The organism is Paenibacillus sp. FSL R7-0340 (assembly GCF_038002205.1).
GTDB lineage: Bacteria > Bacillota > Bacilli > Paenibacillales > Paenibacillaceae > Paenibacillus > Paenibacillus polymyxa_B.
In genome coordinates this window covers 1,581,456-1,607,020 of the sequence record NZ_JBBOBY010000001.1, presented here as the reverse complement: position 1 = coordinate 1,607,020, position 25,565 = coordinate 1,581,456, and the positions used below count along the sequence as shown (strand labels likewise).

Genomic DNA, 25,565 nt, shown 5'->3' with positions numbered 1-25,565 from the left:
CTTCTCTCCGTTCTGCGAAATTAAATGGATTATTAAAGAACCTTAATCCAGTATAGCACAGACTAACTTTCCAGTTCATTACCATCATGCAAAAAAGCCTCCGACAAAAGTGCCGGAGGCTTTTCAGCGTGTCTAAGCCGCTATTAAGCTTCTACAGTAGCTGCTACTGGAGCAACGTCGATCGGGTAGATGCTCACCTTTTTGCGATCACGGCCCCAACGTTCGAACTTCACAACGCCGTCCACTTTCGCGAACAGAGTGTCGTCCTTACCGATGCCCACGTTCGTGCCCGGGTGAATTTTCGTTCCGCGTTGACGAACCAGGATGCTACCGCCGGTAACTGCTTGACCGTCAGCACGTTTCACTCCAAGACGTTTCGATCTACTGTCACGTCCGTTTTTTGTGGAACCTACACCTTTTTTCGATGCGAATAATTGAAGATCCAATGTCAATTTCAACATGATGTCTACCTCCTTCTTTGATTATTTTCTATTTGAATATACTTACCGTATGATTCAGCAATACTTGTCAGCATAATCACCATGGACTCCAGCAACAGTTGAACCTGTGCGTTCGCATCATGATAACTTTCAGGAGAAAGATACGCGCTTAAAAAGCCGTTTTCCATTTCCGTTTCCATCTCAACGTCCGTAAGAGCTCCAATCGAATTGACAGTTCCTACCGTTACTGCTGAAACGCCAGCACATACGATATCCTCGCCAGATTTAGCGAAATTCGCATGCCCTTTAACGGAAAACCCCTGTATGCTGCCATCCTCCAGTCGTGTAATACGCACGATAATCACTTATCGCACCCTCTTACGCTTGGATTTTTTCAATCGTCACTTTCGTGTACGGTTGACGATGACCTTGCTTCACATGGTAGTTCTTTTTAGGTTTGTATTTGTATACGATGACCTTTTGACCTTGACCATGCTTCTCAACTTTAGCTGTTACAGAAGCTCCAGAAAGAAGCGGTGTACCTGCTGTCAAGCCATTGTCGCCGGACACTGCCAGAACACGATCGAACGTTACAGTTTCACCATCATTAGCTTCCAACTTCTCGATGAACAATACGTCGCCCTCTTGAACTTTGTATTGCTTACCACCTGTTTCGATAATTGCGTACATTTGCTTGCACCTCCTTATGTCTCAGACTCGCCTAATAGCAGGTGACAGATTCCCTTAGGATACTGTACTTCAGTACCTGATTGGAGCGGTTACAGCATGTGCAGCCAATCTTACGCATCACACATACTAAATGATTGTAGCACAAGCTTTGTACACATTCAACCTTTAGTTTTAAAATGATTTTTGGTTTCGCACCGCTCTACACGAGCGTCTTTTCCTCACGCACTTTTTTACGGGTCATTTCCAGCAAACCTAACCGCGTCCAACCGACAACATAAGATTTGGTCCGATCCTTCTTCAATCTTGCTTCCAGCACAGAGGATACTTCCCGACGATTCTCCTCTTGTTCCATGTCAATAAAATCAATGATGATGATACCACCAATATCACGCACACGTACCAGGCGGGCAATCTCTTCGGCTGCTTCAATGTTAGTCTGGGTCACCGTCTCTTCCAGATTACTGCCTCCCGTAAACTTCCCCGTATTCACATCAATGACGGTTAATGCCTCCGTATGATCAATGACAATATAACCGCCGCCCTGCAACCATACCTTTCGCGCAAAATCGCGTTCCAGCTGCTCATGAATGCCATAAGCTTTAAAAATTGTTTCTTCTGCACCACGAAATATACTTACATGAGCTTTCGCAGGACCAATCTGTTGCAGCATTATTTCTGCGTCCTTTGCTTGCTCTTCACTGTCAATAACCAGTTCATCCTGTTCAGGTGTAAACACATCCCTAATCAATCGCTGAACGATACTTAAATCCCGATGTAATTCGCACGGAGCCGAGTGTTCACCAGCTTTACGCTGAATAGCCGCCCACTGCTTACGCAGTTGATTTAAATCATTTTCAATCGCCTCTATACTCATGTCTTCCGAAACGGTACGGATTATGAGTCCTTCCTCACTTGTGCGTAGCTGCTCTCCCATTGCTTTCAAACGGGTACGTTCGCCCTCACGTTCGATCTTCTTGGATACGGCCACATAATCAGCACGGGGCATATATACGATCCAGCGACCCGGAAGTGAAAAATGAGTGGTGACCCTGGCTCCCTTGCTACCAACAGCCTCTTTTAATACCTGCACTACAATTTCCTGCCCCACCTTTAACACTTCTGAAATGGATGGCTTTACCTCCGGCTGCTTGTCCAAATGAGCATGAAGTACGTCATCTACATACAAAAAGGCATTCTTTCGCTGTCCAATGTCAACAAAGGCGGCTTGCATACCTGGTAGCACATTGACCACCCTCGCTTTGAAAAAAGAACCTAGAATTCCCCGTTTTCGCGGTAGTTCAGCCGCATATTCAACCAATCGTCCCTCTTCCAACAGCGCCATTTGGGTCATCTGCTGCTGGCATTGTACAATCATTTGCTTCATGGTTTTTCAACCTCTCTGGATACAGCCTCTTCCTTAACTCATAAAACATTATTTGGGCTTGGGTTCTCCACCATCTGGCGGGCGTGTCGCAAAATAAGAGCGAATAAGACGTTGCTCCGGCAGTACGGCTACAATCCGTCCCTGTTCATTCATAACATAAACCATATGATACCGATCTCTTCTGAAAAGACGCAAAATAGGCTCCAAATGTTTCACTGGCAGGGATACAATAGGTAAGGCAATACTCCCCTTAGCTACTTCGCGGTAAAAAAGCTCGTCCCTCCCCAGCAAAAACCGTATAAAACGGTAAGGGATATTCCGATAATCCACAATATTAGAATAAAGCAAAAAAATCCCTACCGCCAGCAGATTTAAATGCATAGGTCCATTTTGCCTTAACAATGGTGAAATACCATACATACAAAATAGCAGACTCGTTACGATACTGGCTCTAAAAGTCCACACTAATGTGCGGTGATAAGAACAAGATAAGCTAATCAATGACTGTAATATTTTTCCACCATCCAGTGGTAAAATGGGCAGCAAATTAAACAGTGCAATAACTGCATTCCCCTGAATTATATAATTTACATAATCATACTCCAGCCCACTCACATTTCTGAACCACAAAAGGATGATGATCATGATTCCGTTTTGCAGGGGCCCCGCTAGCGCAATGACAATCTCCTTCCACGCATTGAGCTTCCCCTGATCCTCAATGACCGCCACTCCTCCAAAGGGTAACATCTGTATGGAAAGCACCCGCGCGCCCAACAACGAAGCAGCTGTCGCATGACCTAGCTCATGAATAAACACCAATGTAAATAAAGTTATGATCTCGATAAAATGTCCAGTTAATATAGAGGTCAGCATAACCAATACAAACAGTGGATGTAATGATAAGGTCACCCCTCGGACATTAATCAAGGGCTACCACTTCCGACGGGTCAATGTATTGATCCCCTCTCTGAACTGCCAAAAACAAAGTTGCCGCCTCGCTGCCACTGTGACTTGCTGGCAGTACACCGATCTCATCTCCCTCCTGAACCCAGTCGTTCACTTTTAAGGTAGAGCGGGAAAGCCTTCCGTAAGTTGCTGTGATACCGCCAGTGTGTCGAACTGTAACCGAAATCCCGCTTTTGGGATGATTTAATATGTCTAATACTCGTCCTGCATCTATACTTTTAACAGCGATTGCCCCGTTGTCGGTAACATTCGGCGTAATTTCTACTCCTTTAAGGCTCAGTACAAAAGGCTGTGTTATGTTGCCTTCGATCGGTGGAGATCCCTTTCGACTTGCATCAACCTTGTGCGTTTCATGCTCCTCGCCAAAAATCGGCAAAAAGGAAGGAGCTCCGTCAAAATAAGTTTCATACCATTGTCCGACGGCTGCAAAATCCATATCCTTATTCAAGGCATCCGCAATAAACATTCTCAAATTCACTGCATAGGGAATATCCCAACGAAACATTCCCCATACCATTCCAAATAACACCGTTGCTATGACTGATCTTCGCCAAAAGGAAGTCCAAAAAGACGGACCACGATTCGTCCCAAAAGATTGCTGCCAGCGTTGCCGCTCATTTTTCCACTCAGTTTCTGGGTCTCTGGGCGAGTTGGCACTGACTATAGGCATCGACTTCATATCTTTATCCCCGTGCCTGTTCTGATATATGCCAGAGGGATACGTCTCCGCTTTGCTTCCCGCGATTAGCTGCTGTATACGTTCTTCTCTGCGCTGCTTGATTCCGGAATTTTTATTCATCCTGTTCAGCCCCCTCAGCGAGGTATGTTTGATACATCTTATGAGGACGGGCTTCAACTTATGTTGTCTGGTTCGGGAATACGCACCTAAAAATCAAAAAAAACCGGCGCTAGCGCACCGGTTATGTTTTGTATTTATGATATTTATGTAGTGACCCTAAATTTTGAGAAACTGTATTATGGAAATTTAAAAAACAAACCAAAAACACTTAAATAAGATTACTACTTATTTAAGTGTCTAGTATTACAAATGAATACTACTACAGCTCCTACCTTAGAACCAATGGAAAATCACGTAGGAAGTGTGGAAGCAATTTACCAGCCATAACTTCCTGTTTTCCTCATCCACCCATACCAAAAAACTTCTTAAAGCGTGTCATCACGCTTTTCTTCTGGTCTAGTTGCATGAGGGGCACTGTATCGCCCAAAATCCGTCTCGCAATGTTACGGTAAGCAATCGCGGCCTGTGAATCTGGATTCATAACGGTAGGCTCCCCTGTATTAGCTGCTTTAATTACCATTTCATCATCCGGCACAATCCCAATAAGGTCTATGCTAAGCACTTGTAAAATCCCGTCAATATCCAGCATATCTCCGGATTTAACCATGCTATTGCGAATGCGGTTAACCACCAACTTGGGTGATATCACATGTGAGCTTTCCAGTAAACCAATTACCCGGTCTGCATCGCGTACGGCTGCATTTTCCGGAGTGGTCACAACAATGGCCTGATCCGCTCCGGCAATGGCATTTTTAAAGCCTTGTTCAATACCCGCAGGGCAGTCGATCAATATATATTCAAAATCCTTTTTAAGCTCCAAAATAATATCCTTAACCTGCTCCGGCGTAACAGCACTCTTGTCCTTGGTTTGAGCGGCTGGCAGCATATACAGCTCCTCAAAACGCTTGTCCTTAACCAGTGCCTGATTTAAACGGCAACGACCTTCCGCTACATCAACAAGGTCGTAAATAATCCGGTTTTCCAGACCCATCACAACGTCTAGATTACGCAAACCGATATCCGTATCCACCAAACATACCTTTTTGCCGAGCAGTGCAAGCGCTGTTCCTATATTGGCTGACGTCGTCGTTTTGCCGACGCCGCCTTTTCCTGAAGTGACGACGATAGCCTCTCCCATGTGCTACACCCCTTTGAACACGTTAAAATCGCGGCCCAGACGCACAATATTGCTCATTTTATCTATTTGCATAGCGCCATCCTTGAGATACGCAAATTCCATACCGGATTCACGTGTCTCCCATTCGTCTGGTGGACGGCTGATCATTTCGGAAATTCGCAGCTGTGTCGGTGCAAAATAGGAAGCCGCAATAATCGCTTCACTATTTCCCTCCATCCCTGCATGCGCCATGCCTCGCAAAGCGCCGAGGACATAAATATCACCAGTACATGTTATAATTCCACCCGGGTTTACATCTCCCAAAAAGAGTAGGTTCCCATTGTGATGAAGCACTTGACCAGAACGGATAATCCCTGTCACCGTGTGAATAGGGGGCTTTCCCTGCACTTCCACAGGCAGTCCAGGTGATTCTACAGACCTGATGAGCAGATTCCCCTTCTGCTTCAAAATCTCCAGAATACTTTCCTTCTGTTCCTCTGTCACTTCTCGGCTTCCCAGCTTAATATCCACATGAATGATCGGGCCTGTTAAAATATTTTGATGACTGTGCTCCAGCTTAAAACGCAGCTCACCCAGCAAATCTTCAAACTCGCATTGATCGTCCAGCAGGAATACCAGGCCATCTTTGATGCCTTTAATCGTGACATGATTCGATTTCACCGCCATTAGCCTGTCCCTCCTATCTCAATCATTTCGTCCCCGGGACGTCAAATCCCTGCTAACCCGGACAAAATGTGTGTAAAAAGACCTAGACAGCCTCTTCCTTTTTCACACGGGTACCCAAACGCTGCAATTGCTTGCGAACTGGGACATAAATGATGAGGGCGAACAGAAAATGGATAAATAAATCAGGAATCATATACTGAGCAAGTGCCCAATTGAAAGTCTGATGATTCAGCTGGAACAGCTGATCAATAGCAAATAGCATAGAATCCAGCAGGAAACTACCAATCAACACGGCTGCCATCATAATGGGCATCTGCGCACGTCGAGCTGTAAAAACAAGCCCCAATAAGTATGCAGACAACCCCATTGCAAAAGAATAAGGTCCAATGATAAACCCGTAGAACACTACATCATGAATAAGTCCAAAAACAATACCTAGCACCAATGCTGTATGACGGCTGTAATACACAGACACAAACAAGATCACGACATACACAAAATTCGGAACCATTCTTGAATGCCAACTATCCGGAAGAAGCCATGGAAGAATCGTCCCTTCAGCTATAAACAGTACAAACAGCAGCAGTATTAGAACCTGACCGCGCATCTTCATTATTCCGGTACCTCAGGAGTGTAGAGGATGAGCAATTCTTTCCAATCCACAAAGCTGGCTGCCGGTTTAATAATCGCTGTCCGTGTTTTGCCAAACTCTCCAACCTGAATCTTCTCTACCGTTCCAATCATTAGGTTTTTGCGGAATTTCCCGCCTGCGCCAGACGTAATAATCTGATCACCCTTTGCGATTGGATCTTTTTCCTCAATGCGAGTCATTTGAAATCTGTTCGTACCCGGATCATAGCTTTCAATCATACCAAACGATTGATTTTCCTTGCCCAAGACTGTCGCTGCAATGGCATAAGAATTCGGATTTTTAGGATCCAATGTAGTCAACAGTGTAACGGTGGACGTAAAATTCCCCGTTTGACTAATGACTCCTACAAATCCTTCAAGCGAACTGACTTCCTGACCAACCTTCGCTCCGTCCTTCTCACCAATATCGATCACAAGCGTTTTGGAATCATTGCTGACACTGTTCACTTGAGCAACACGATAATCATAATTATTCTTCGCCTTTTGCGTTTGGGTGAACTTCAGTTCATTCTGCAGTCTGGCATTTGTTTCAACATAATTATGGGTCTGAATCTGGTCACGAGTCAGCTTTGCTACAGCAATTTTTAACCGTTCATTTTCTTCGTAGATGCTGCGCATATTTCCGATATCTTCAAAGAAGCCCGCTATTGCTGAAGCGGGCCTGTAAAAGATACCTTGCACAAAGCCAATTGAATCTCTGGCGAACTTCTCGGGCCAGGTTAAGGAATTTCTCTGTCCAAGTGTAATCCCCATAAGGGCAATAAACAGAACGATTCCGATCAATAGAACAAATAGTCTTTTATTGCCAAACAGCTTAAACAGTTCCTACACCCCCGATTCAACGTTTGGAACGGACGGCAGAACTGCTGCGCGATTTGAACAAATGAATATTTTCCAGCGCTCTGCCTGTACCGATTGCCACACAATCCAGAGGATTTTCCGCTACGATCACCGGCATTCCGGTTTCACCTGCCAACAGCTTGTCCAGATTACGCAGAAGTGCTCCACCACCAGTAAGTACGATTCCTCTATCCATGATGTCCGCTGCCAACTCGGGAGGGCATTTTTCCAGTGTTACTTTGACCGCATCCACGATTGCATTGACTGTATCCGATAACGCTTCGCTAATTTCATCAGAAGTAATCGTAATCGTCTTCGGCAAACCTGTTACCAGATCACGTCCGCGGATTTCTGAGGTTTCCACTTGCTCTAATGGCATAGCTGAACCAACTTCCATTTTCAGTTGCTCTGAAGTCCGTTCACCAATCATCAGATTGTATTGGCGCTTCACGTATTGGATGATGGACTCGTCCATTTCATCGCCAGCCACACGCACGGAGCGGCTTGTTACAATCCCGCCCAGGGAAATGACTGCCACTTCGGTTGTACCTCCACCGATATCGACAACCATACTGCCTGTAGGCTCCCATACAGGAAGATCAGCGCCAATTGCTGCTGCAAACGGCTCCTCTATCGTATATGCCTCTCTTGCGCCTGCTTGCTTCGTCGCATCTTCAACAGCACGCTGCTCCACCGCAGTAATGCCTGAAGGCACACAAACCATCACGTTCGGATGGCGCGGAAACAAAGAGCGTTGTGCTTGCGCCTGACGGATAAAATATTTGATCATCGTTGCTGTCGTATCAAAATCAGCAATGACACCGTCCTTCATCGGACGAATCGCACGGATATTTCCCGGTGTGCGACCGATCATTTTTTTCGCAGATTCACCAACAGCCTCAATGGTTTTTGTATCTGTACGCAAAGCGACTACAGATGGTTCACGAACCACAATTCCTTTACCTCTTACGTATACAAGCGTGTTTGCCGTCCCCAAGTCTATTCCCAAATCTTTTGTAAAGCCACCCAGCATGATGTAATCTCCTTTTCTCTTCCCTGAAATCTGTTATCCATGTATAAACGGTTTATTCAGGCCGGATTATCCGGTCGTGTTTAAATGTTTGATTTAAATATTATATTATATTAGACCTTGTTCCTTCAAACTTACAAAGGTCCCGTCCCCGATCACAATATGATCAAGCACGTCGATACCCACGATGTTGCCCGCTTCCATCAGGCGGCGAGTCAACTGGACATCCTCCGGGCTTGGCTTCGGATCACCGCTCGGATGGTTATGAGCGCAAATGATTGAAGCACTGCTGCATTTGATTGCTGCCCGAAATACTTCACGAGGATGCACGATGGCAGAATTCAGGCTACCCATAGATAGTGTTTCCTGAGCAATGACATGATTTTTAGTGTTAAGGAACAAGCATACAAAATGCTCTTTCTGCAAATAACGAAGCTGCTCAAACAGCAGATCTGCCACATCCCGCGGGCAACTAATCACCGGGGTCTCCAAATGGCGAGACAATGCTAATCGACGCCCCAGTTCGATACCCGCTTTTAGCTGTATCGCTTTAGCATCCCCAATGCCCTTAATCTGGGTCAACTCGCTCAAGCTCATATCCACCAGTTGACGCAAATTTCCTGCCTGCTGCAAAATACGCTGCGCTAAATGCACCGAAGACTCATTTTGCGTTCCTGTACGCAGCAATATTGCCAGCAACTCCGCGTTGCTTAAGGCATCCGCCCCATATGTCATCATGCGCTCTCTTGGTCGTTCTTCATGGGGGAGGTCGCGAAGCATCAGTATTGGCGACTCCAGCATATGTTTATCCCCTTTATGGACGCAACACATTCACTCCAAAATCGGACAGCATGTCCGACAGCAAGGAAAGCGGCAATCCTACGACGTTAAAATAACAACCCTGAATAGATTCCACCAGCGTAGCACCCATGCCTTGAATGCCATACGCTCCTGCTTTATCAGACGGTTCACCAGTATTCACGTATGCCACAATTTGCTCTTGACTCAGAGGCTTCATTGTAACCTTCGTTTGGCGATGTCTGACAAGCATTTCGCCGGTTCCGGTATGTATGCAGGCTACCCCGGTGTACACACGGTGTGTCCTTCCCTGCAATGCAGTCAGCATGCGAACCGCGTCCGCATGGTCGGCAGGCTTGCCCAATACCGAACCATCCAGCACGACAATGGTATCACTGCCAATCACCAGTCCGGCTTCCTTCGACTGAGCGGCAGTGTTCACGACCGCTTCGGCTTTGCGTGCCGCAAGGGTCTCCACGATTTGCTGAGGCGTCCAGCTCTCAGGCGTGCTCTCATCCGCATGACTTGGCACCACCTCAAAGGGGAATCTCAAAAATGCGAGCAATTCCTTCCTTCTTGGTGAAGTCGATGCCAGAATAATGCGGGGCGTAATTTTCCCGTCCATAAGGGAAGCTCCTTTTCATCAGTTAGAGCCTGCGGTACAGCCAGAACGCGGCAATGATGCCGATCAGACTAAGCAGGCTCAATTCAAAATTTATCGTTATGTTGTAGCTGATAATATCCAGGTCCGCTCTCGGCGACCAAGATATCCTAGTGGGGTGGGTCAGAAAGGAAAGGAACTTGATCGATTGAAGGGCTTTGGCAATCCATGCACCCAAGAGCCAACCGAGCAACAAAAACAGTATAAGCATTCCTACATTTTTTTTCATCCTGATCTTCCCTCGCCATTTTTTGACACCTTCATTATTATACGGTGATTTGTACTGCAATACAAACAGAAATCCGGCATGGGGAACTATTTCCAGTTCCTTGCCGGAAAATATGGTTAGCTTATTGTTTTATGAATTGGATAAATTCCCTCTCACGCAAAACATATTCCATCATGGAGGATTGAATCTCCCAAATGTGTTCCTTGGCTGTGTTCTTGTTATATTCCCCAATTGCAGAGATCGCACTGTTCATCGCCTTTTCAAGTGAGGTTGCGGAGACAGCCGCTTCCTTCGAAAGCCCAGTGGGAAGTGCAGTGATATTTTGTGTCCACTGCTGATGCAGGTCGTTCAGCTCCTTCATGTCGGAGGCTGGCACCGTATTCGGACCTCCTTCTCCGAGCAAGGTTGAGGAAAGTCCGCTCAACTTACCCACCAATGAACTGCTTAACTGAAAAAAGCTAGTGAGTTTATCACCTTCGCCTCCGTAAGCTGCTTTTTCGAATCCAGGCAATTCAAGCTCACGAACATACAAATCGACTCCTTGTGTTTTCAACTGATTGCTGAGCAACTTGGCTTGCTCCCTATCCGGCGATATTCCTGCATATACCCGGTTTTGGTCCTCGGTATCCCCTCCTGCTGCAATGCCTGCCTTCAACAGTTCTTCTTTTGCTTGTAAGGCCCGTTCTGGAGTGCTGAAAACCCCATATTGCAGCAAATAGTAGGTTTGTGGAGGTACCTGAGCCTCTATGACAGTGACAGGGACAGAATTCTCTTTTGCAGATATTGCATCCACACCAACAGATTCTTTAAAGACCGGTACAGCCTCCTCTACTGAAGGATCTGATCCCGGGACCATGCCTCCTCCGTTAAACAGTAACAACATAATATATCCAAACATGCCTCCAGTCACCAGCGCGCTGGCTACAGAGCCAACCAGTTTCCATCTTGAAGGGTGGGGCGGACGCTTTCTGTACTCTTGGACAGAATGATAAGCTTCCTCATCCTCTTCCAGGCTATCTGGTAGAACTTCCGCATCTGACCAGGAAGCCGCCGAACGACCAAAGGGGTCCTCCCATCCCTCTTGTACTCTTAATGTTGGAGCAAAACGCCGACTTGAAATGCGTTTGTTCAGATCCTCAGGCTCGTTGATCTCTGATTCTTGCGTAGCTACAGTATTTTTCTTCATTCCTCTGTTCCGTTCCGTTCCTTTATGCGAGTTATCAGTTTCACGCTGTTCGTTCGTAATCGACTCGTTTTTGTACGGAAGCACCTGTAGCTTATCCTCCCGGCTTGTCTCCGGCAACTGTTGGTCGAACCGGAATGTCATCTTGGTCTTGTTCATGGATGCACTCCCTCCTTGTCCCATACTTCCTCATAGTCTGTTGTATGAGTCAAGCTAAGAATATATACCCCAGCATTACAAAAAAAGGGTATCCCGAAACACAGTCGTGTTCGGAATACCCTCGAATAAATGTAATTCATTGGCGTAACGGCTCATTTTTATACGTATTACACTTGTTGTCCGCGAAGATGGCGCGCTAACGCGTCACCTGCTTTCCAGATATCTCCCGCTCCCATCGTCAGCACAAGATCACCCGGCTGTAAGCGATCTTTCAACTCCTCGATCACAGCTTCTTTGGTCGGCAAATAGATTGCATTCGCATTGCTGTTTTGGACGATTAAATCCACGAGCTTGGAAGAATGCACGCCTTCAATCTGTTTTTCTCCCGCTGGTGAATAAATATCGGTAATGATGACTTCACTAGCCTCGCTAAACGCGCGGCTAAACGCATCGAGCAGGAAAAAGGTGCGGCTATAGCGTTGCGGCTGGAATACAGCAATAATACGCTTGCCAGTCGCTCTCGCTGCGCTAATCGTAGCCTCAATCTCTGTTGGGTGATGCGCATAGTCATCAATAATCAGTATGTCATTGCTTTCACCTAGTACTTGAAAACGACGCTTCGCTCCGTGAAATTCTACAATAGTAGCAGCGATTTGATCGAATGGAATCCCTGCTTCCAAACAGGATATCACAGTAGCCATCGCATTATACATGTTATGTTTACCCGGCACTGATAGTTCGATCGTTCCGAGTGCTATTCCTTTACGGCTCATAGTGAAGCTTAATCGACGGTCACCTAATTGGATATCTGTCGCCATATAATCCGCTTCATGCTCCACTCCATAAGTAATGACCCGAGTCTGGAGCTGAGGCAACATTTCCCGGATGTTCTGATCATCTGCGCATACAATAGCCGCCCCATCCGGTCGAATTTGACTCAAAAACTGTACATAGGCACTTTTCAGACGATTAAAGTCGCCATCGTAATTTTCCAAATGATCCGCTTCAATATTGGTTACAATGCCTTGCCAAGGATGATATTGCAGGAAAGAACCATCACTCTCATCCGCCTCAGCAACGACAAACTCGCTTTTACCTGCTTTGGCATTCGTCCCCAAATTCGTGATTTCGCCGCCAATAATATACGTTGGATCAACGTTACATCTTTCCATAACCAGAGCGATCATGGAAGAGGTTGTCGTTTTACCGTGCGCACCCGCAACAGCTATTCCCTTACGTTCGTTAAGCAAGCGAGCCAGCATTTGCGAACGATGCAGAGTTGGAATATTCAATTCCTCCGCTGCCACCCGCTCCACATTGTCACGTGACAATGCTGTTGAATAGACGACGATATCCGCGCCTGCAATATGCTCAGGTGTGTGTCCAATATATATTTTTGCGCCTTTTGCCGCCAGTTTTTCTGTCAGCTCCTGTGATGCCACATCTGAGCCAGTCACGGTATAACCCATCTCCAGCATGACCCGAGCAATCGCGCTCATCCCGTAGCCGCCGATACCGATAAAATGAACATGTTCCGAAGTAATCAACAAATTTCACCAACCTTTTTCCGAATCGGTTTGATACATAAGGGTAGCCCGTACATCCGCAATAAGGTACAGCGTGCCGGACACCACCCCCAGATCTTCCGCTTCCGTATGTGACTGAAGCAGGCCAAGAGCCTTTTTCCAGTCACCTTCTACAATTATTTTTAAATCCGTTTTGGCATAAGACGGCCGCAGCTTCTCCACGAGATGAGCCAATTCAGCGGCATTCATTTTGCGGCGAAAATCGGGCTCGGTCAGGATAAGCGTATCCACTAGTGGCAGTATATGCTGCAAGTATGCTTCATGATGCTTGTTTGACAGCATCCCCATCATTAAAACCAATTTTTTGTACGAATACACTTGAGGAAGACTCTTGGCCAGCGTCTGTGCTCCTTCTGGATTATGAGCTCCATCAAGGACAATCCTCGGCGAGGCACTGACTTGTTCGAGACGCCCTGCCCAGGCAGTTTGCCTAAAGCCCTCCAGCAGTTCTGCATCATCCAACACAAAAGCCATATACTGACGTAGGACCTCAAGTGCCATCATAGCTCCTGCCGCATTAGAACATTGATGCTCGCCTAACAACGTGATGTCAATTTCCATATGTCGGAAGGGCCCCGCGAATGAAAAGGTCTGAGCTGTTTCATCCCCATTTAGCCGTTCATACGTAAACTGTTCTCCTGCCAGGTACAAGGTAGCTCCTTGCTTTGCCGCCGTTTCACGTATGACCTGAATAGCCTCGGGTTGGGAAACACAGCTGACGACAGGTACACCCGGTTTGATGATACCAGCCTTTTCCCTTGCAATCTGTTCGAGCGTATCTCCCAAAATATCCGTATGATCATAGCCGACATTCGTAATAACCGAGACGATTGGACTCACGATATTAGTTACATCCATCCTTCCCCCGAGACCTGTCTCCCATACCACAACATCTGGGAAAGATACCGTAGCATAGTATAAAATAGCCAACGCTGTCGATACCTCAAACATCGTAGGTGATCCCAATTCACTATCTGCGATTTCTTTCACCAACGGATACAAGCGATTGGCAAGCAAAATCAGCGTTTCATCAGGAATATCGGTCCCATTGAATTGAAAACGGTTCGTAAATCGGGTGATGTACGGAGATGTAAAAGTTCCGACATCGTACCCACATTTCAGTAGCACAGAGGTCAGAAAGGCACAAGTCGAGCCTTTACCGTTGGTTCCCGCAACATGCACAAACTTCAGATGTCGTTGCGGATCACCCAACTTACTCATTAGCTGTTCAATTCGTTCCAATCCGGGTCTGATGCCAAACGGAATCAAGCCGTTAATCCATTCCACTGCTTCATCATAGCTTTGTAAAGGAGCCGTATCTCCGCCCCTGATCGTATCTGACATCCTCTTCACCTTCAGGTCATTTTATTGTGAGTGAAATTATCCCTTGAGTTCTTCAATACGTGCGATAACTTTAGCGCGCTTATCTGAGTAATCGGCTTGCTTGGCCTTTTCTTCCTCGATGACTTTAGCTGGTGCTTTCGCCACAAAGCCTTGGTTAGATAACTTTTTCTCCACGCGCTCCACTTCACTGTTCAAATGCTGAAGTTCTTTTTCCAGTCTGCTAATTTCCTGGGCAATATCAAGCAGTCCGGCCAGCGGCAGGTATAGCTCTGCGCCGCTAACTATAGATGTCATCGCTTTATCTGGAACGGTGAATTCTAATCCTGCGTCGAATTCAGACGTATTACAGAATCTACGTACATATTCCCCATTGCGGTTAATGATATCGAGAACGGCTTGATCGCCGGGTTTTATGAGTAATTCAATTTTCTTACTCATCGGCACGTTGACTTCAGCGCGGATATTGCGTACAGCGCGAATTACGTCGATCAGCAAATTCATTTCAGCGACTGCATCCTTATCCTCAAAAGCCGGATCATAAACAGGCCAAGCGGCCAGTGTAATCGTTTCTCCCTCATGCGGGAGATGCTGCCATATTTCCTCAGAGATAAACGGCATGAACGGATGAATCATGCGCAGCGTCCGATCCAATACATATGCAAGTACGGATTGCGTTTTCTTTTTCGCCTCTGCATTGTCGCCATATAGGGAAAGCTTCGCAAACTCAATGTACCAGTCGCACAAATCATCCCAAATAAAGTTATACAGAAGGCGGCCTGTCTCGCCAAATTCATAAGCATCTATTAGACGCGTGATGTCGCGTGAAGTTTCGTTTAGACGATGCAGGATCCAACGATCAGCGGTGCTCAAGTCACCAGTAATGTCTATATCTGCCGAAGTGACGCCTTCCAGATTCATCAGCGCAAAGCGTGACGCATTCCAGATTTTATTGGCAAAGTTACGGGCCTGCTCTACCCGCTCCCAGCGGAAACGAAGGTCTTGCCCAGGCGTGCTACTGGTGGAAATCATATAACGCATGGCATCGGTACCATATTGGTCAATCACGTCGAGCGGATCAACACCGTTGCCGAGGGATTTGGACATTTTTCTACCGTCCGCATCACGAACCAACCCGTGCATAAGTACGTCCTTGAACGGAATCTCTTCCGTAAACTCCAGCGCGGTAAAAATCATACGCGATACCCAGAAATAAATAATGTCATAGCCTGTAACCAAGACATTAGTCGGATAGTAGCGTTTGAGGTCCTCTGTCTGCTCAGGCCAGCCCAGTGTCGAAAACGGCCACAAAGCCGAGCTGAACCAAGTATCCAGCACATCCTCATCCTGTTTTAGCTTTCTGCCAGCGTACTCAGGCAAAGTTGTAGGGTCCTCCGCCGATACAATAACTTCTCCGGTTTCCTCATCGTACCAAGCCGGAATACGGTGTCCCCACCATAATTGACGGGAAATACACCAGTCACGCACATTTTCAATCCAATGCAGATAAGTACGTTCAAAGCGATCCGGTACAAAGTTTACCCCGTTGCCAGCCTTCTGCACTTCAATCGCTTTAGCTGCCAGAGGTTTCATTTCCACAAACCATTGTGTGGACAGATAAGGTTCTACAACTACACCTGTACGCTCACTGTGGCCTACTTGGTGTACGTGCTCTTCAATACGAATCAGTACGCCCTGCTCTTTCAGATCAGCGACGATTTGCTTACGGCAATCGCTACGATCAAGGCCCTGATATTTGCCTGCTTCGGCATTCATCGTTCCCGTTTCATCCATCACCGTAATTTGTGGCAGCTGGTGACGTTGTCCCATTTCAAAGTCATTCGGGTCGTGAGCCGGTGTAATTTTAACCGCGCCGCTACCGAAATCTTTATCAACGTAGTCATCCGCAATGACCGGAATTTCCCGTCCGATGATTGGGAGCACAAGCGTTTTGCCAATCATTTGCTTGTAGCGTTCATCTTCCGGGTGTACAGCTACTGCTGTATCGCCCAGCATCGTTTCAGGACGTGTAGTAGCTACCGTAATAAATCCGCTACCGTCTTTCAGTGGATATTGCAGGTGATACAGATTTCCGTTCACCTCTTTGTATTCCACCTCAATGTCCGATAATGCAGTACGTGCAGCGGGGTCCCAGTTAATGATGCGTTTACCGCGATAAATCAGACCCTTCTTGTACAGTGTAACGAATACCTCGCGTACCGCTTGGGACAGTCCCTCATCCAACGTAAAACGCTCACGAGAATAATCGAGAGAGAAACCCATTTTTTCCCATTGATTGTGGATGTTATCCAGATAAAGTTCCTTCCACTCCCACACTTTCTCCAAAAACTTCTCGCGGCCCAAATCATAACGTGTCAGGCCTTCTTCACGCAGCTTTTGTTCTACCTTTGTTTGGGTAGCAATACCCGCATGGTCTGCCCCTGGCAGCCACAAGGCATCATAACCCTGCATCCGCTTGGCGCGAATAATAATATCCTGCAAAGTAAAGTCAAGAGCATGTCCAATATGCAACATACCTGTAACATTCGGTGGTGGAATAACGATTGTAAAAGGCTCTGCCTCTGGATGTTGCCCGGCGCGGAAATAGCCCTTTTCCATCCACGTTTTGTACCATTTTTGTTCTGCTGATTTTGGATCGTACGTTGTTGGCATTTCCAAGGTTGTCTTGTTGTCTTGTTCTGACATATCAGGATACCTCCATGATTTTTCAATTGGCAAATAAAAAAAGCCCTTCATCCTCAAAGGACGAAAGGCTGTTCTCTCGCGGTACCACCTTTGTTTCACCCCTAGTGTATGTATCCACTGATCCATTACACATGGTGTGACACTTTATGCAGATAACGGTTGCGGACCGGCCTTATTCTACCGTGAACCTCTTATCTTCCGTAGGAATTAAATGAGGAACCGTTCAAACAGGCGACTCCCGGGTGACTTCGGCCAGTAGCTTCCTGCGGAACCTCACAGCGCTGCAATTCCACTCTCTGAAGGGCTTGCTGCCTACTCTTCCCGATCTCAGTCTTTCAATAACTATACCACATCATACATTTCCCATTGACTATAGTCAACACCCGCTGTGCATTTTTCAGCAACCGGATCAAGGGATGTACAATACCTGTCCTTCTTCCACATGATGCTCCGCCAATCTGTTATACAGTTGAAGCTCACGTGTGCTGAGCTGATAACGGTCAGCTATGGTTTCCAGTGTATCCTCGCGCTGTACAATGCATAAGCGCACCTTGCGAAAAGGTGTTTCATCTTGTGTATGAAAAAAAAGGTTCTTCCACTTGGCATTCTCCCGCTCTTCTTCGGCTTTCTGGTCCTGATCCTGCGGCTCCTGCTCCAATTGCTGCTGGTATTCGGCTTCCTTCACCGAACGGCTGGATTGGAGCAATGATGAGTAGACAACCGGGTCTGGCTCGTCTGCCCCTTCATCCTTTTTACTGTTAAGCGCCACACGCATCTCTGGCTTATCCTCAGTAAAGGTGTCATGGGCCTCGTGGTTCACCTGTTCTGACGCTTCAGGCCTGAAGTCGAAGTTATCTACTTGACTCTCCTCCAACTGTGGCTCCAAATAGACCTCGGACTCCGTGGCAGGATGCGGTTCATTCAACAAAGGGTCATATACTATATTGGGAGATGCGGAAGATACTTTAGGTTCATTCCCCCCTGTCCATGCTTCCTCTTGCTGAAATCCCCACACTTCCGGAGACCCATGCTCATGCTTGACCTCTGGAGAGCTGTCTTCAACTGCTTTACCCGTCCAAGGCTCATAGAATCGGTTAGGATCTACTGCCGACTCATAAGCTTGCTGTTCCGACGATGCCTTCTGTTCTCCTTGGCCCTCAGACAGCTGTTCCCATGAAACGGACTCCTGTTGTGCTGGCACTCTGTAGGAGGTTTCAGGGTCTGTAACGTAATCGGAGGTCGAGTCATTGGTAGAATAGGCCTCTGCATGGCGATGCTCCCCATCGGCGGTATGGGATTGAACCGGATGCTCAGGTGCATGCACTACGGTGAATTCCTCATCCAGCCAGACCGCCGTCTCCTCCGCGTGCGAGCTTTCCACGCCATGCAAAGAAAGAACACCTGTAATGTTTAGACTACGTAAAGAGAGCAGGTCCACATCAAAATTTTCAATCTCGACAGAGATATCTTCCAATCTCCCTACGCGGTTTAGCGGAATGGTAATTTCCACAGGGATCAAATGATGAAGCTCGCTCGTAATCTGTTCAGGTGTGCGGTACACGCCCTCCAGCAGCAAATGCCCTCGCAAAGCGGCATGGTCGCCGTGGGTTACAACCTGAATGCGTGGCAGAAGCTCAATTTCCTCCAACTCAGCAATCCCGGCAGCTTCCTCCGTCAAATGAATGCGTTCATAAATATCAAAACGCAAGCCTTGCGGCTGATCATTCTGTTGTTTGTTCAAGGATGGCATCCTCCTTTGGGCAGTCTCCGCACATCCTCTGACTTCTGGTCAGGCGCACGGAAACTCCATATTGCAAACCGTTTCTAGGTTCAAGTATATGCGCCAAAATAGAAGGCATGCCATCTTTTATAGCTGTTTGTGCAGCTTTTGAAAATCATCCGGCCAAGCATCCTCCACCGTAATTGTTTCGCCACTCAGCGGATGACAGAAGGTAAGACGCTCTCCGTGCAGCGCCTGCCTGCCAAAATCAGTAGCCCGACCCCCGTATAATACATCCCCAAGCAACGGGTAGCCAGCATGACTAAGATGTACGCGAATCTGGTGCGTCCGGCCTGTCTCCAGCGTCAGATATACGAGACTCACTGCACTTGAACCGCTTCCCCATACTTCCCCAAGTTCAATATGGGTAACCGCCTTCTGCCCAGTCGGAGATACACGGCGGCGCTGCTTATGATGCCTGTCCTTGCCAATCGGCCAATCCAACGTTCGCAGCGATGGAGGTACTTTCCCTCGTACCAAAGCTACATACCTGCGGCCGATATCCTTAGCTCTCATTTGCTTGTCCAGCTTAAGCAACGCAAATTCATTTTTGGCATATAGCACTGGGCCCGTCGTATCCACATCCAGGCGATGTACATGCCGTACCGCCGCATGTATGCCATTCATCTCATAGTAGGATGCGACAGCATGATCCAACGTCAGCGGACCATCCTGCACAGCGCCGTCCGGATGTACTGCCATACCTGCTGGTTTATGCACTACCAGGCAAAAATCATCTTCATACAGTACCTTCAAATCATACCAACGAGGGGTGATGCCAAGGTTCATTACAGGAAAAAGGGCCAGCCGCAGCCGGTCCCCTGTAAGTTCAATCTCTTTTTCATGACGCAGTCTGCGCCACAGCTTTTCCGGTAATTCCAAACGATTCAGCAACCACTGATCTACAGCATCAGCGCTGTTTTTTTCCCCGTCTGTGACTTCCCGTCCTGGCGTGACTTCCAGCCACGGTCCTCTTCTTTTCCAGCCACCTTGCCAGCTCATAGACGTTTGAGCGCGCGATAGTTCGCCTCAATGGTAGCATCAATATCCTCTACCGTATGCACGCCCGACACAAACATACCCTCAAATTGAGATGGTGCCACACTAACTCCCTCATCCACCATTTCAGTAAAGTAACGGCGGAAGTGGTCCTGATTACTCGTTTTAGCTGTGTCAAAATTGACAACCTTTTCTTCTGTAAAAAATGGACAAACCATAGAACCCACGCGATTGATCGTGACAGGGATACCCAGCTCGCTCGCATTACGTTCGAATCCGGCTTGAAGCCTTGCTGCCCGCTCTTCCAGACGATCGTATACTTCTGGCGTCAGCAATTTAAGTGTCGAATAACCTGCTGCCATAGCCAGCGGATTTCCGCTAAGCGTACCCGCTTGATATATTGGTCCCGATGGAGCAATCTGCTCCAGAATATCGCGACGTCCGCCGTAAGCACCTACAGGGAGTCCACCACCAATCACTTTACCCAGACAGGTAAGATCCGGCGTCACACCAAAGCGACCTTGAGCCGAATGAAGTCCAACCCGGAATCCAGTCATTACTTCATCAAAAATCAGCAGACTTCCGTACTGCTGGGTTACCTCACGCAAACCTTCCAAAAATCCAGGCTGTGGCGGTACAACGCCCATATTGCCTGCTACTGGCTCGACAATAATTGCGGCAATCTCTTCGCCAAATTTCTCAAAAGCTAGCTTCACCGAAGCCAAATCATTATAAGGGACGGTGATTGTATGGGTAGCCACGACTTCAGGTACACCCGGACTATCGGGCAAGCCTAAGGTCGCAACACCAGAGCCTGCTTTAATCAGCAAGCTGTCCGCATGACCGTGATATGATCCCTCAAATTTAAGAATTTTACTACGGCTCGTAAATCCGCGTGCGAGTCGAATCGCACTCATAGTCGCCTCAGTTCCGGAGTTAACCATACGTACAATATCCATGGAAGGAACACGTTCACAAACGAGCTTGGCCATTTCAGTTTCTGCCAACGTTGGTGCGCCGAAGCTGGTTCCTTTTACAACAGCAGCCTGTAAAGCTTTAACCACTTCGGGATGTGCATGCCCCATAATAAGCGGTCCCCATGAACATACATAGTCTAAATAGGATTGACCATCAATATCATATACGCGCGATCCTTCGCCATGGTCGATATATACAGGTGTAATCCCAACAGATTTAAAAGCCCGTACCGGGCTGTTTACGCCACCCGGAATGTATTGTTTTGCCTCATCGAAGGCTACTTTGGAGTTCGTATCCTTGCGCACTGTTCGTTGTTCATCGATCAATCTGACCACTCCTATCTTCTGAAAATAGACTTATTGCTTCAACCATCTTGCCGCATCCTTGGCCGAATAGGTAATAATCATATCTGCACCCGCACGCTTCATGCTTGTCAAAATCTCTAGCACCATTGCTTTTTCATCAATCCAGCCTTGAAGAGCTGCTGCCTTGACCATGGCATATTCACCACTAACGTTGTAAGCCACCATAGGCAGATCAAATTGATCCTTAATCGTGCGCATCACGTCCAGGTAAGAAAGAGAAGGCTTCACCATCAGCATATCCGCACCCTCCAGCACATCAGATTCCGCTTCTCGCAATGCTTCACGTGCATTAGCAGGATCCATCTGATAGGATTTACGGTCACCAAACTGCGGTGCAGAATCAGCAGCTTCCCGGAAAGGACCATAAAAAGCAGACGCATATTTGACGGAATACGACATAATCGGAATATGTGAAAAGCCTTCTAGATCCAGCCCCTGCCGAATCGCCTGTACAAAACCGTCCATCATATTAGATGGCGCGATAATATCCGCACCAGCTCTGGCCTGAGAAACGGCTGTACGTACCAGCACCTCCAGAGATTCATCATTCAATACTTCACCGCATACCTCACCATCATGCTCATGCATGTGTACCATACCGCAGTGTCCATGGTCCGTAAACTCACACAAACAAGTATCAGCCACAACCAGCAGTTCGGGATAACGAGACTTGATCAAACGAGTTGCTTCCTGAACAATACCATCGTCCACAAAAGCCGAAGTCCCTACACTGTCTTTTGTTTCCGGTATGCCAAACAGGAGCACGGCGGGAATGCCAAGCTCACTAATCTCTTTCAGTTCTTCCTCCAGCCGATCCAGAGAAAAACGGTATACACCTGGCATAGAGCTAATTTCCTGTTTCACTCCAGTGCCAAATGTTACGTAAATCGGTTGGATAAAATCAGCGGGATTCAATACCGTCTCACGCACCATACTGCGGATTGCAGCTGACTGGCGCAAACGACGATGTCTAGTAAAAGGAACACTCATGAATACAAACCTCCATTTTTTATACATTCATTAGCAAAAACAAAAAATTATAATGTCATAAGAGTACTTGATCGTTTCCAGTCACATAACGATTGAATCAGACTTTCAATGGTTGCCTTCTCTGACATAAAACTCACAGTCAAACCGGCTTGGGTAGCTGTCTCACCGGTCAAAGGACCGATCACAGCAATCGTAACTCCCTCCAGCAGCGACAACGGATCATGGATCCCCATTTGTCTGAGCGCTTCCAGAAAAAAGGTGACGGTTGAGGAACTCGTAAACGTAATCGCGTGAATGGCACGTTCCTCAAGCAGCTTGAGGAGCTCGTCATCCTGTGTGTTGGCTGCCAGCACCGTTTGATACAAATCAGCCTCGGTCACATGAAGGCCCATCTCCCTCAGCTTTTCTGGCAGCCACGACCGAGCTAGATCACCCCTTGGGAGAAATACATTCTGCCCTGCCTGCAAATCCTGCTCAAACCCTTCGAGCAAGCCCTCTGCCTGAAAAGGGCCTTCGATCTGTTCTGCTGCAATTCCGTGCGTCCGAAGCGCGGCTGCTGTAGCCGGTCCGACTGCGGCAATACGCGCTTTGAACAACGCGCGTACGTCTTTGCCCTGTTCCTTTAAGTGCGTGAAAAAGTATTCCACTCCATTAACGCTGGTAAAAAACACCCAATCATATTCAGGCAGTCGTGCAAATGCCTCTTTAATTTCCTGTTTGGTTGGCTCGTCCGAAGGGGCGACAGTCTGAATAACTGGAAATTCATAAGGCTCGCCACCAAGCTCTTCAATCCGGTGAACCAGACTGCTGGCCTGCGCACGCGCGCGAGTAACTAAAATCCGCTTGCCAAACAAAGGCATGTCCTCAGCCCATTTTAACTGTTCACGTTGATTGACCACTTCTCCGACAACGATGACGGCGGGAGGCTGAAAATTCGCGGCCTTCACCTTAGCTTCAATATCCGCCAGCGTACCCACCAGCGTATCCTGCTCGGCACGGGTCCCCCAACGGATCAAGGCAACAGGAGTATCTGACGGCTTGCCGTGTTTTATGAGCTGTTCACTGATATAGCCGATCTTTGCTACACCCATCATAAAGATCAGTGTGCCCGTTGCGTTCGTCACTTTATCCCAATGAATACTTTTGTCGAGTTTATCCGGACTTTCATGACCTGTAATGATAGAAAGCGATGAGGCCATATCTCGGTGTGTGACTGGAATGCCCGCATAGGCGGGCACACTGATCGCTGATGTGATGCCGGGTATAATTTCATAGGAAATACCGTGTTTACGCAATAGCCCGGCTTCCTCGCCGACTCGTCCAAATATAGTGGGGTCTCCCCCTTTAAGACGAACAACTGTTTTGCCCTCCAAGGCCAAATCCACCAGCAGCTGATTAATTTCCTCTTGCTTCATGGTGTGACGATCTGGCAACTTGCCGACATATATTTTTTGGGCACCTGGCTTCATCAGTCCCAAGAGGCGTGGGCTTGCCAGTCTGTCGTACACAATGACATCGCCCAATTGAATGCATTCCCAACCCTTGACCGTAATTAATCTTGCGTCTCCGGGTCCTGCACCTACCAAATATACTTTTCCTGCCATGCTATCATCCCCTCACCTGCGCCAGAATCTGTTCCGCTCCTTTGGCTATCAAACTGGCCGCCACCGCTTCTCCCAGCTTTTGCGGATCATTTCCCTGGAGCGTTTCCTTCAAAATAACCTCGCCATCTGGCGATCCTACCATGCCCGTGAGGCTGATTTCTTGACCAGCCCAGACCGCATGAGCCCCGATCGGCACTTGACATCCCCCATTTAACACGCCCAGAAAGGTTCGTTCTGCCGCAACGGTAGCTGAGGTATCCCGGTCGTTGTAAAGGCGCAGCAAGGCCAATAGCTCTTCGTCGCTCGCACGACATTCAATACCCAGCGCTCCCTGCCCAACAGCCGGCAAACAGTCTTCTTCCGGTATATAGGACGTAATTCGCTCTTTCCAGCCCATCCGATGCAAGCCTGCTGCCGCCAAAATGATAGCGTCAAAACCTTCCGTCTCCAGCTTTTTCAGACGGGAATCAATATTACCACGCACAGGCTCCAATTGTAGATCAGGTCGCATGGACTTGATTTGACTGGCTCTGCGCAGGCTGCTCGTGCCCACCTTTGCCCCTTGAGGCAAATCCTCCAGGCTCTTGGCGCCCAATGTGATCAGGCAATCACGTGGATCCTCACGGCGCGGCACAGCGCCGTTGACAAGCCCTTCCGGTAATTCGGAAGGCATATCCTTCATACTATGTACTGCCATATCAATCTCACCAGCCAGCATGGCCTGTTCAATTTCTTTGACAAAAAGCCCTTTGCCACCCACTTTGGACAAGGTTACATCCAATATTCGATCACCCTTGGTCAGGATTTTCTTCACGACAAATTGCAAATCCATTCCATGCTCCGCGCACAGCGCGTTCAAATCTTCAATGACATGCCCGGTCTGAGTTAACGCCAGCGCACTCTGTCTGCTGCCTACCACAATTGTTCGCATGTTATTCCTCCTGATTTTGCGCAATCCATAGGTCTATTTCTTTTTCGGTCCAAGCCATAAATTCATGACGGCGTATTTGATCCAAAATACCGCTACTCGCCAAGCGCCTCAGTAGTTTGGTCCTTTGCTGTGGGGAACTTATCTTACGTTTGATGATCTGTCGCATATCGTGCATGAAATCCAGATATGGCTCGTATTCGCTACCAAACAACGTATCCAAAGCTGATGTAATATCAGCGGTCACAGCAGGGCCAGCCCCTTCTGTGGAAATACTAATCGTCAATCTTCCTCGTCGAATGATACCCGGCGTTATAAAGTCTCCATCTTCCGATCGATCCGCCACATTTACCAGTATACCCCTTTGTCTGGCCTCATGCGCAACCTCATAATTCACTTCTCTCTGGTTCGTCGCCGCATATACAAGAAAGGCTCCCTGGAGGTCACCCTCGCGATATACGCGATTTACCCAGTGGAGCTGCTTGTGATCCGCCAGAACCTGTAAATCCGGCGTTATATTCGGGCTAATGACGGTAATGAATGCCCCACTTTCCATCATCCCCTTTACCTTTCGTTCCGCAATCCTACCGCCACCTACAACACAACAGATCCTATTCTTACAATTCAACGAAATCGGGACAAAATGCTGCAAAA

General features: G+C 47.6%; 25 protein-coding genes and 1 other annotated feature. All 25 genes read right to left on the bottom strand.

From position 1 onward, the window contains the following. Nucleotides 1–143 precede the first annotated feature (143 nt). Nucleotides 144–461: a 50S ribosomal protein L27 gene (gene rpmA / locus MKX59_RS07180; RefSeq protein ID WP_013311590.1), complete on the bottom strand. Its 318-nt coding sequence runs from the start codon at nucleotides 459–461 to the stop codon at nucleotides 144–146. A gap of 5 nt (nucleotides 462–466) precedes the next feature. After that, the gene (locus tag MKX59_RS07175; RefSeq protein ID WP_013311591.1) at nucleotides 467–805 is read right to left on the bottom strand and encodes a ribosomal-processing cysteine protease Prp; all 339 of its coding nucleotides are present in this window, start codon (nucleotides 803–805) and stop codon (nucleotides 467–469) included. 13 nt (nucleotides 806–818) lie between these two features. Then, a complete protein-coding gene (rplU, locus tag MKX59_RS07170; protein WP_013311592.1) occupies nucleotides 819–1,130 on the bottom strand; it encodes a 50S ribosomal protein L21 in 312 nt (103 codons plus the stop codon). Nucleotides 1,131–1,143: 13 nt separating this feature from the next. Further along, nucleotides 1,144–1,231, bottom strand: a sequence feature (ribosomal protein L21 leader region). 98 nt (nucleotides 1,232–1,329) lie between these two features. Next, nucleotides 1,330–2,514 (bottom strand): Rne/Rng family ribonuclease, encoded by a 1,185-nt coding sequence (locus MKX59_RS07165; RefSeq protein ID WP_023989948.1) that lies wholly within the window; start codon nucleotides 2,512–2,514, stop codon nucleotides 1,330–1,332. Nucleotides 2,515–2,562: 48 nt separating this feature from the next. After that, nucleotides 2,563–3,441, bottom strand: coding sequence for a M50 family metallopeptidase (locus MKX59_RS07160; RefSeq protein ID WP_023989949.1), 879 nt, complete (start codon nucleotides 3,439–3,441; stop codon nucleotides 2,563–2,565). Continuing rightward, on the bottom strand, nucleotides 3,434–4,279 hold the full coding sequence (locus tag MKX59_RS07155; RefSeq protein WP_023989950.1) for a peptidoglycan DD-metalloendopeptidase family protein: 846 nt from the start codon (nucleotides 4,277–4,279) through the stop codon (nucleotides 3,434–3,436). Before MKX59_RS07155 ends, MKX59_RS07160 begins: the two co-directional genes overlap by 8 nt. A gap of 340 nt (nucleotides 4,280–4,619) precedes the next feature. Continuing rightward, nucleotides 4,620–5,417 carry a septum site-determining protein MinD gene (gene minD / locus MKX59_RS07150; RefSeq protein ID WP_013311596.1) on the bottom strand — a complete coding sequence of 266 codons (798 nt, stop codon included), beginning with the start codon at nucleotides 5,415–5,417 and terminating at the stop codon, nucleotides 4,620–4,622. 3 nt (nucleotides 5,418–5,420) lie between these two features. Further along, complete coding sequence (gene minC / locus MKX59_RS07145) at nucleotides 5,421–6,083, bottom strand: septum site-determining protein MinC (RefSeq protein WP_013311597.1); 663 nt, start codon at nucleotides 6,081–6,083, stop codon at nucleotides 5,421–5,423. 82 nt (nucleotides 6,084–6,165) lie between these two features. After that, nucleotides 6,166–6,696 (bottom strand): rod shape-determining protein MreD, encoded by a 531-nt coding sequence (gene mreD, locus MKX59_RS07140; RefSeq protein ID WP_023989951.1) that lies wholly within the window; start codon nucleotides 6,694–6,696, stop codon nucleotides 6,166–6,168. Continuing rightward, complete coding sequence (gene mreC, locus MKX59_RS07135; RefSeq protein WP_023989952.1) at nucleotides 6,696–7,517, bottom strand: rod shape-determining protein MreC; 822 nt, start codon at nucleotides 7,515–7,517, stop codon at nucleotides 6,696–6,698. The genes mreD and mreC overlap by 1 nt, the downstream gene beginning before the upstream one ends. A 55-nt stretch (nucleotides 7,518–7,572) precedes the next feature. Then, on the bottom strand, nucleotides 7,573–8,607 hold the full coding sequence (locus tag MKX59_RS07130) for a rod shape-determining protein (protein WP_013311600.1): 1,035 nt from the start codon (nucleotides 8,605–8,607) through the stop codon (nucleotides 7,573–7,575). Nucleotides 8,608–8,712: 105 nt separating this feature from the next. Further along, nucleotides 8,713–9,405: a RadC family protein gene (radC, locus tag MKX59_RS07125; protein ID WP_025722728.1), complete on the bottom strand. Its 693-nt coding sequence runs from the start codon at nucleotides 9,403–9,405 to the stop codon at nucleotides 8,713–8,715. Between the two features lie 13 nt (nucleotides 9,406–9,418). Beyond that, entirely contained in the window at nucleotides 9,419–10,027 is a 609-nt protein-coding gene (locus tag MKX59_RS07120; protein WP_340857912.1) for a Maf family protein, read from the bottom strand. A gap of 22 nt (nucleotides 10,028–10,049) precedes the next feature. After that, nucleotides 10,050–10,292, bottom strand: coding sequence for a DUF4321 domain-containing protein (locus tag MKX59_RS07115; protein ID WP_023989955.1), 243 nt, complete (start codon nucleotides 10,290–10,292; stop codon nucleotides 10,050–10,052). Between the two features lie 121 nt (nucleotides 10,293–10,413). Beyond that, entirely contained in the window at nucleotides 10,414–11,634 is a 1,221-nt protein-coding gene (locus MKX59_RS07110) for an SPOR domain-containing protein (protein WP_340857909.1), read from the bottom strand. A gap of 167 nt (nucleotides 11,635–11,801) precedes the next feature. After that, on the bottom strand, nucleotides 11,802–13,181 hold the full coding sequence (gene murC, locus MKX59_RS07105; protein ID WP_160789981.1) for a UDP-N-acetylmuramate--L-alanine ligase: 1,380 nt from the start codon (nucleotides 13,179–13,181) through the stop codon (nucleotides 11,802–11,804). A 6-nt stretch (nucleotides 13,182–13,187) separates the two neighbouring features. Continuing rightward, the gene (locus MKX59_RS07100) at nucleotides 13,188–14,564 is read right to left on the bottom strand and encodes a bifunctional folylpolyglutamate synthase/dihydrofolate synthase (RefSeq protein WP_340857907.1); all 1,377 of its coding nucleotides are present in this window, start codon (nucleotides 14,562–14,564) and stop codon (nucleotides 13,188–13,190) included. Between the two features lie 36 nt (nucleotides 14,565–14,600). Next, entirely contained in the window at nucleotides 14,601–17,267 is a 2,667-nt protein-coding gene (locus MKX59_RS07095; RefSeq protein ID WP_023989958.1) for a valine--tRNA ligase, read from the bottom strand. Nucleotides 17,268–17,676: 409 nt separating this feature from the next. Next, nucleotides 17,677–19,008: a LysM peptidoglycan-binding domain-containing protein gene (locus MKX59_RS07090; protein ID WP_068941683.1), complete on the bottom strand. Its 1,332-nt coding sequence runs from the start codon at nucleotides 19,006–19,008 to the stop codon at nucleotides 17,677–17,679. Nucleotides 19,009–19,134: 126 nt separating this feature from the next. Further along, complete coding sequence (locus tag MKX59_RS07085; protein ID WP_340857904.1) at nucleotides 19,135–20,049, bottom strand: RluA family pseudouridine synthase; 915 nt, start codon at nucleotides 20,047–20,049, stop codon at nucleotides 19,135–19,137. Continuing rightward, entirely contained in the window at nucleotides 20,046–21,350 is a 1,305-nt protein-coding gene (hemL, locus tag MKX59_RS07080; protein ID WP_340857903.1) for a glutamate-1-semialdehyde 2,1-aminomutase, read from the bottom strand. Before hemL ends, MKX59_RS07085 begins: the two co-directional genes overlap by 4 nt. Before the next feature lie 30 nt (nucleotides 21,351–21,380). Beyond that, nucleotides 21,381–22,379: a porphobilinogen synthase gene (gene hemB, locus MKX59_RS07075; protein WP_028541574.1), complete on the bottom strand. Its 999-nt coding sequence runs from the start codon at nucleotides 22,377–22,379 to the stop codon at nucleotides 21,381–21,383. A gap of 47 nt (nucleotides 22,380–22,426) precedes the next feature. Further along, a complete protein-coding gene (gene cobA / locus MKX59_RS07070) occupies nucleotides 22,427–23,983 on the bottom strand; it encodes a uroporphyrinogen-III C-methyltransferase (RefSeq protein WP_023989963.1) in 1,557 nt (518 codons plus the stop codon). A 4-nt stretch (nucleotides 23,984–23,987) separates the two neighbouring features. Further along, entirely contained in the window at nucleotides 23,988–24,914 is a 927-nt protein-coding gene (gene hemC, locus MKX59_RS07065) for a hydroxymethylbilane synthase (protein WP_025722717.1), read from the bottom strand. Nucleotide 24,915: 1 nt separating this feature from the next. Next, nucleotides 24,916–25,563: a precorrin-2 dehydrogenase/sirohydrochlorin ferrochelatase family protein gene (locus MKX59_RS07060; protein ID WP_053325972.1), complete on the bottom strand. Its 648-nt coding sequence runs from the start codon at nucleotides 25,561–25,563 to the stop codon at nucleotides 24,916–24,918. Nucleotides 25,564–25,565 lie beyond the last annotated feature (2 nt).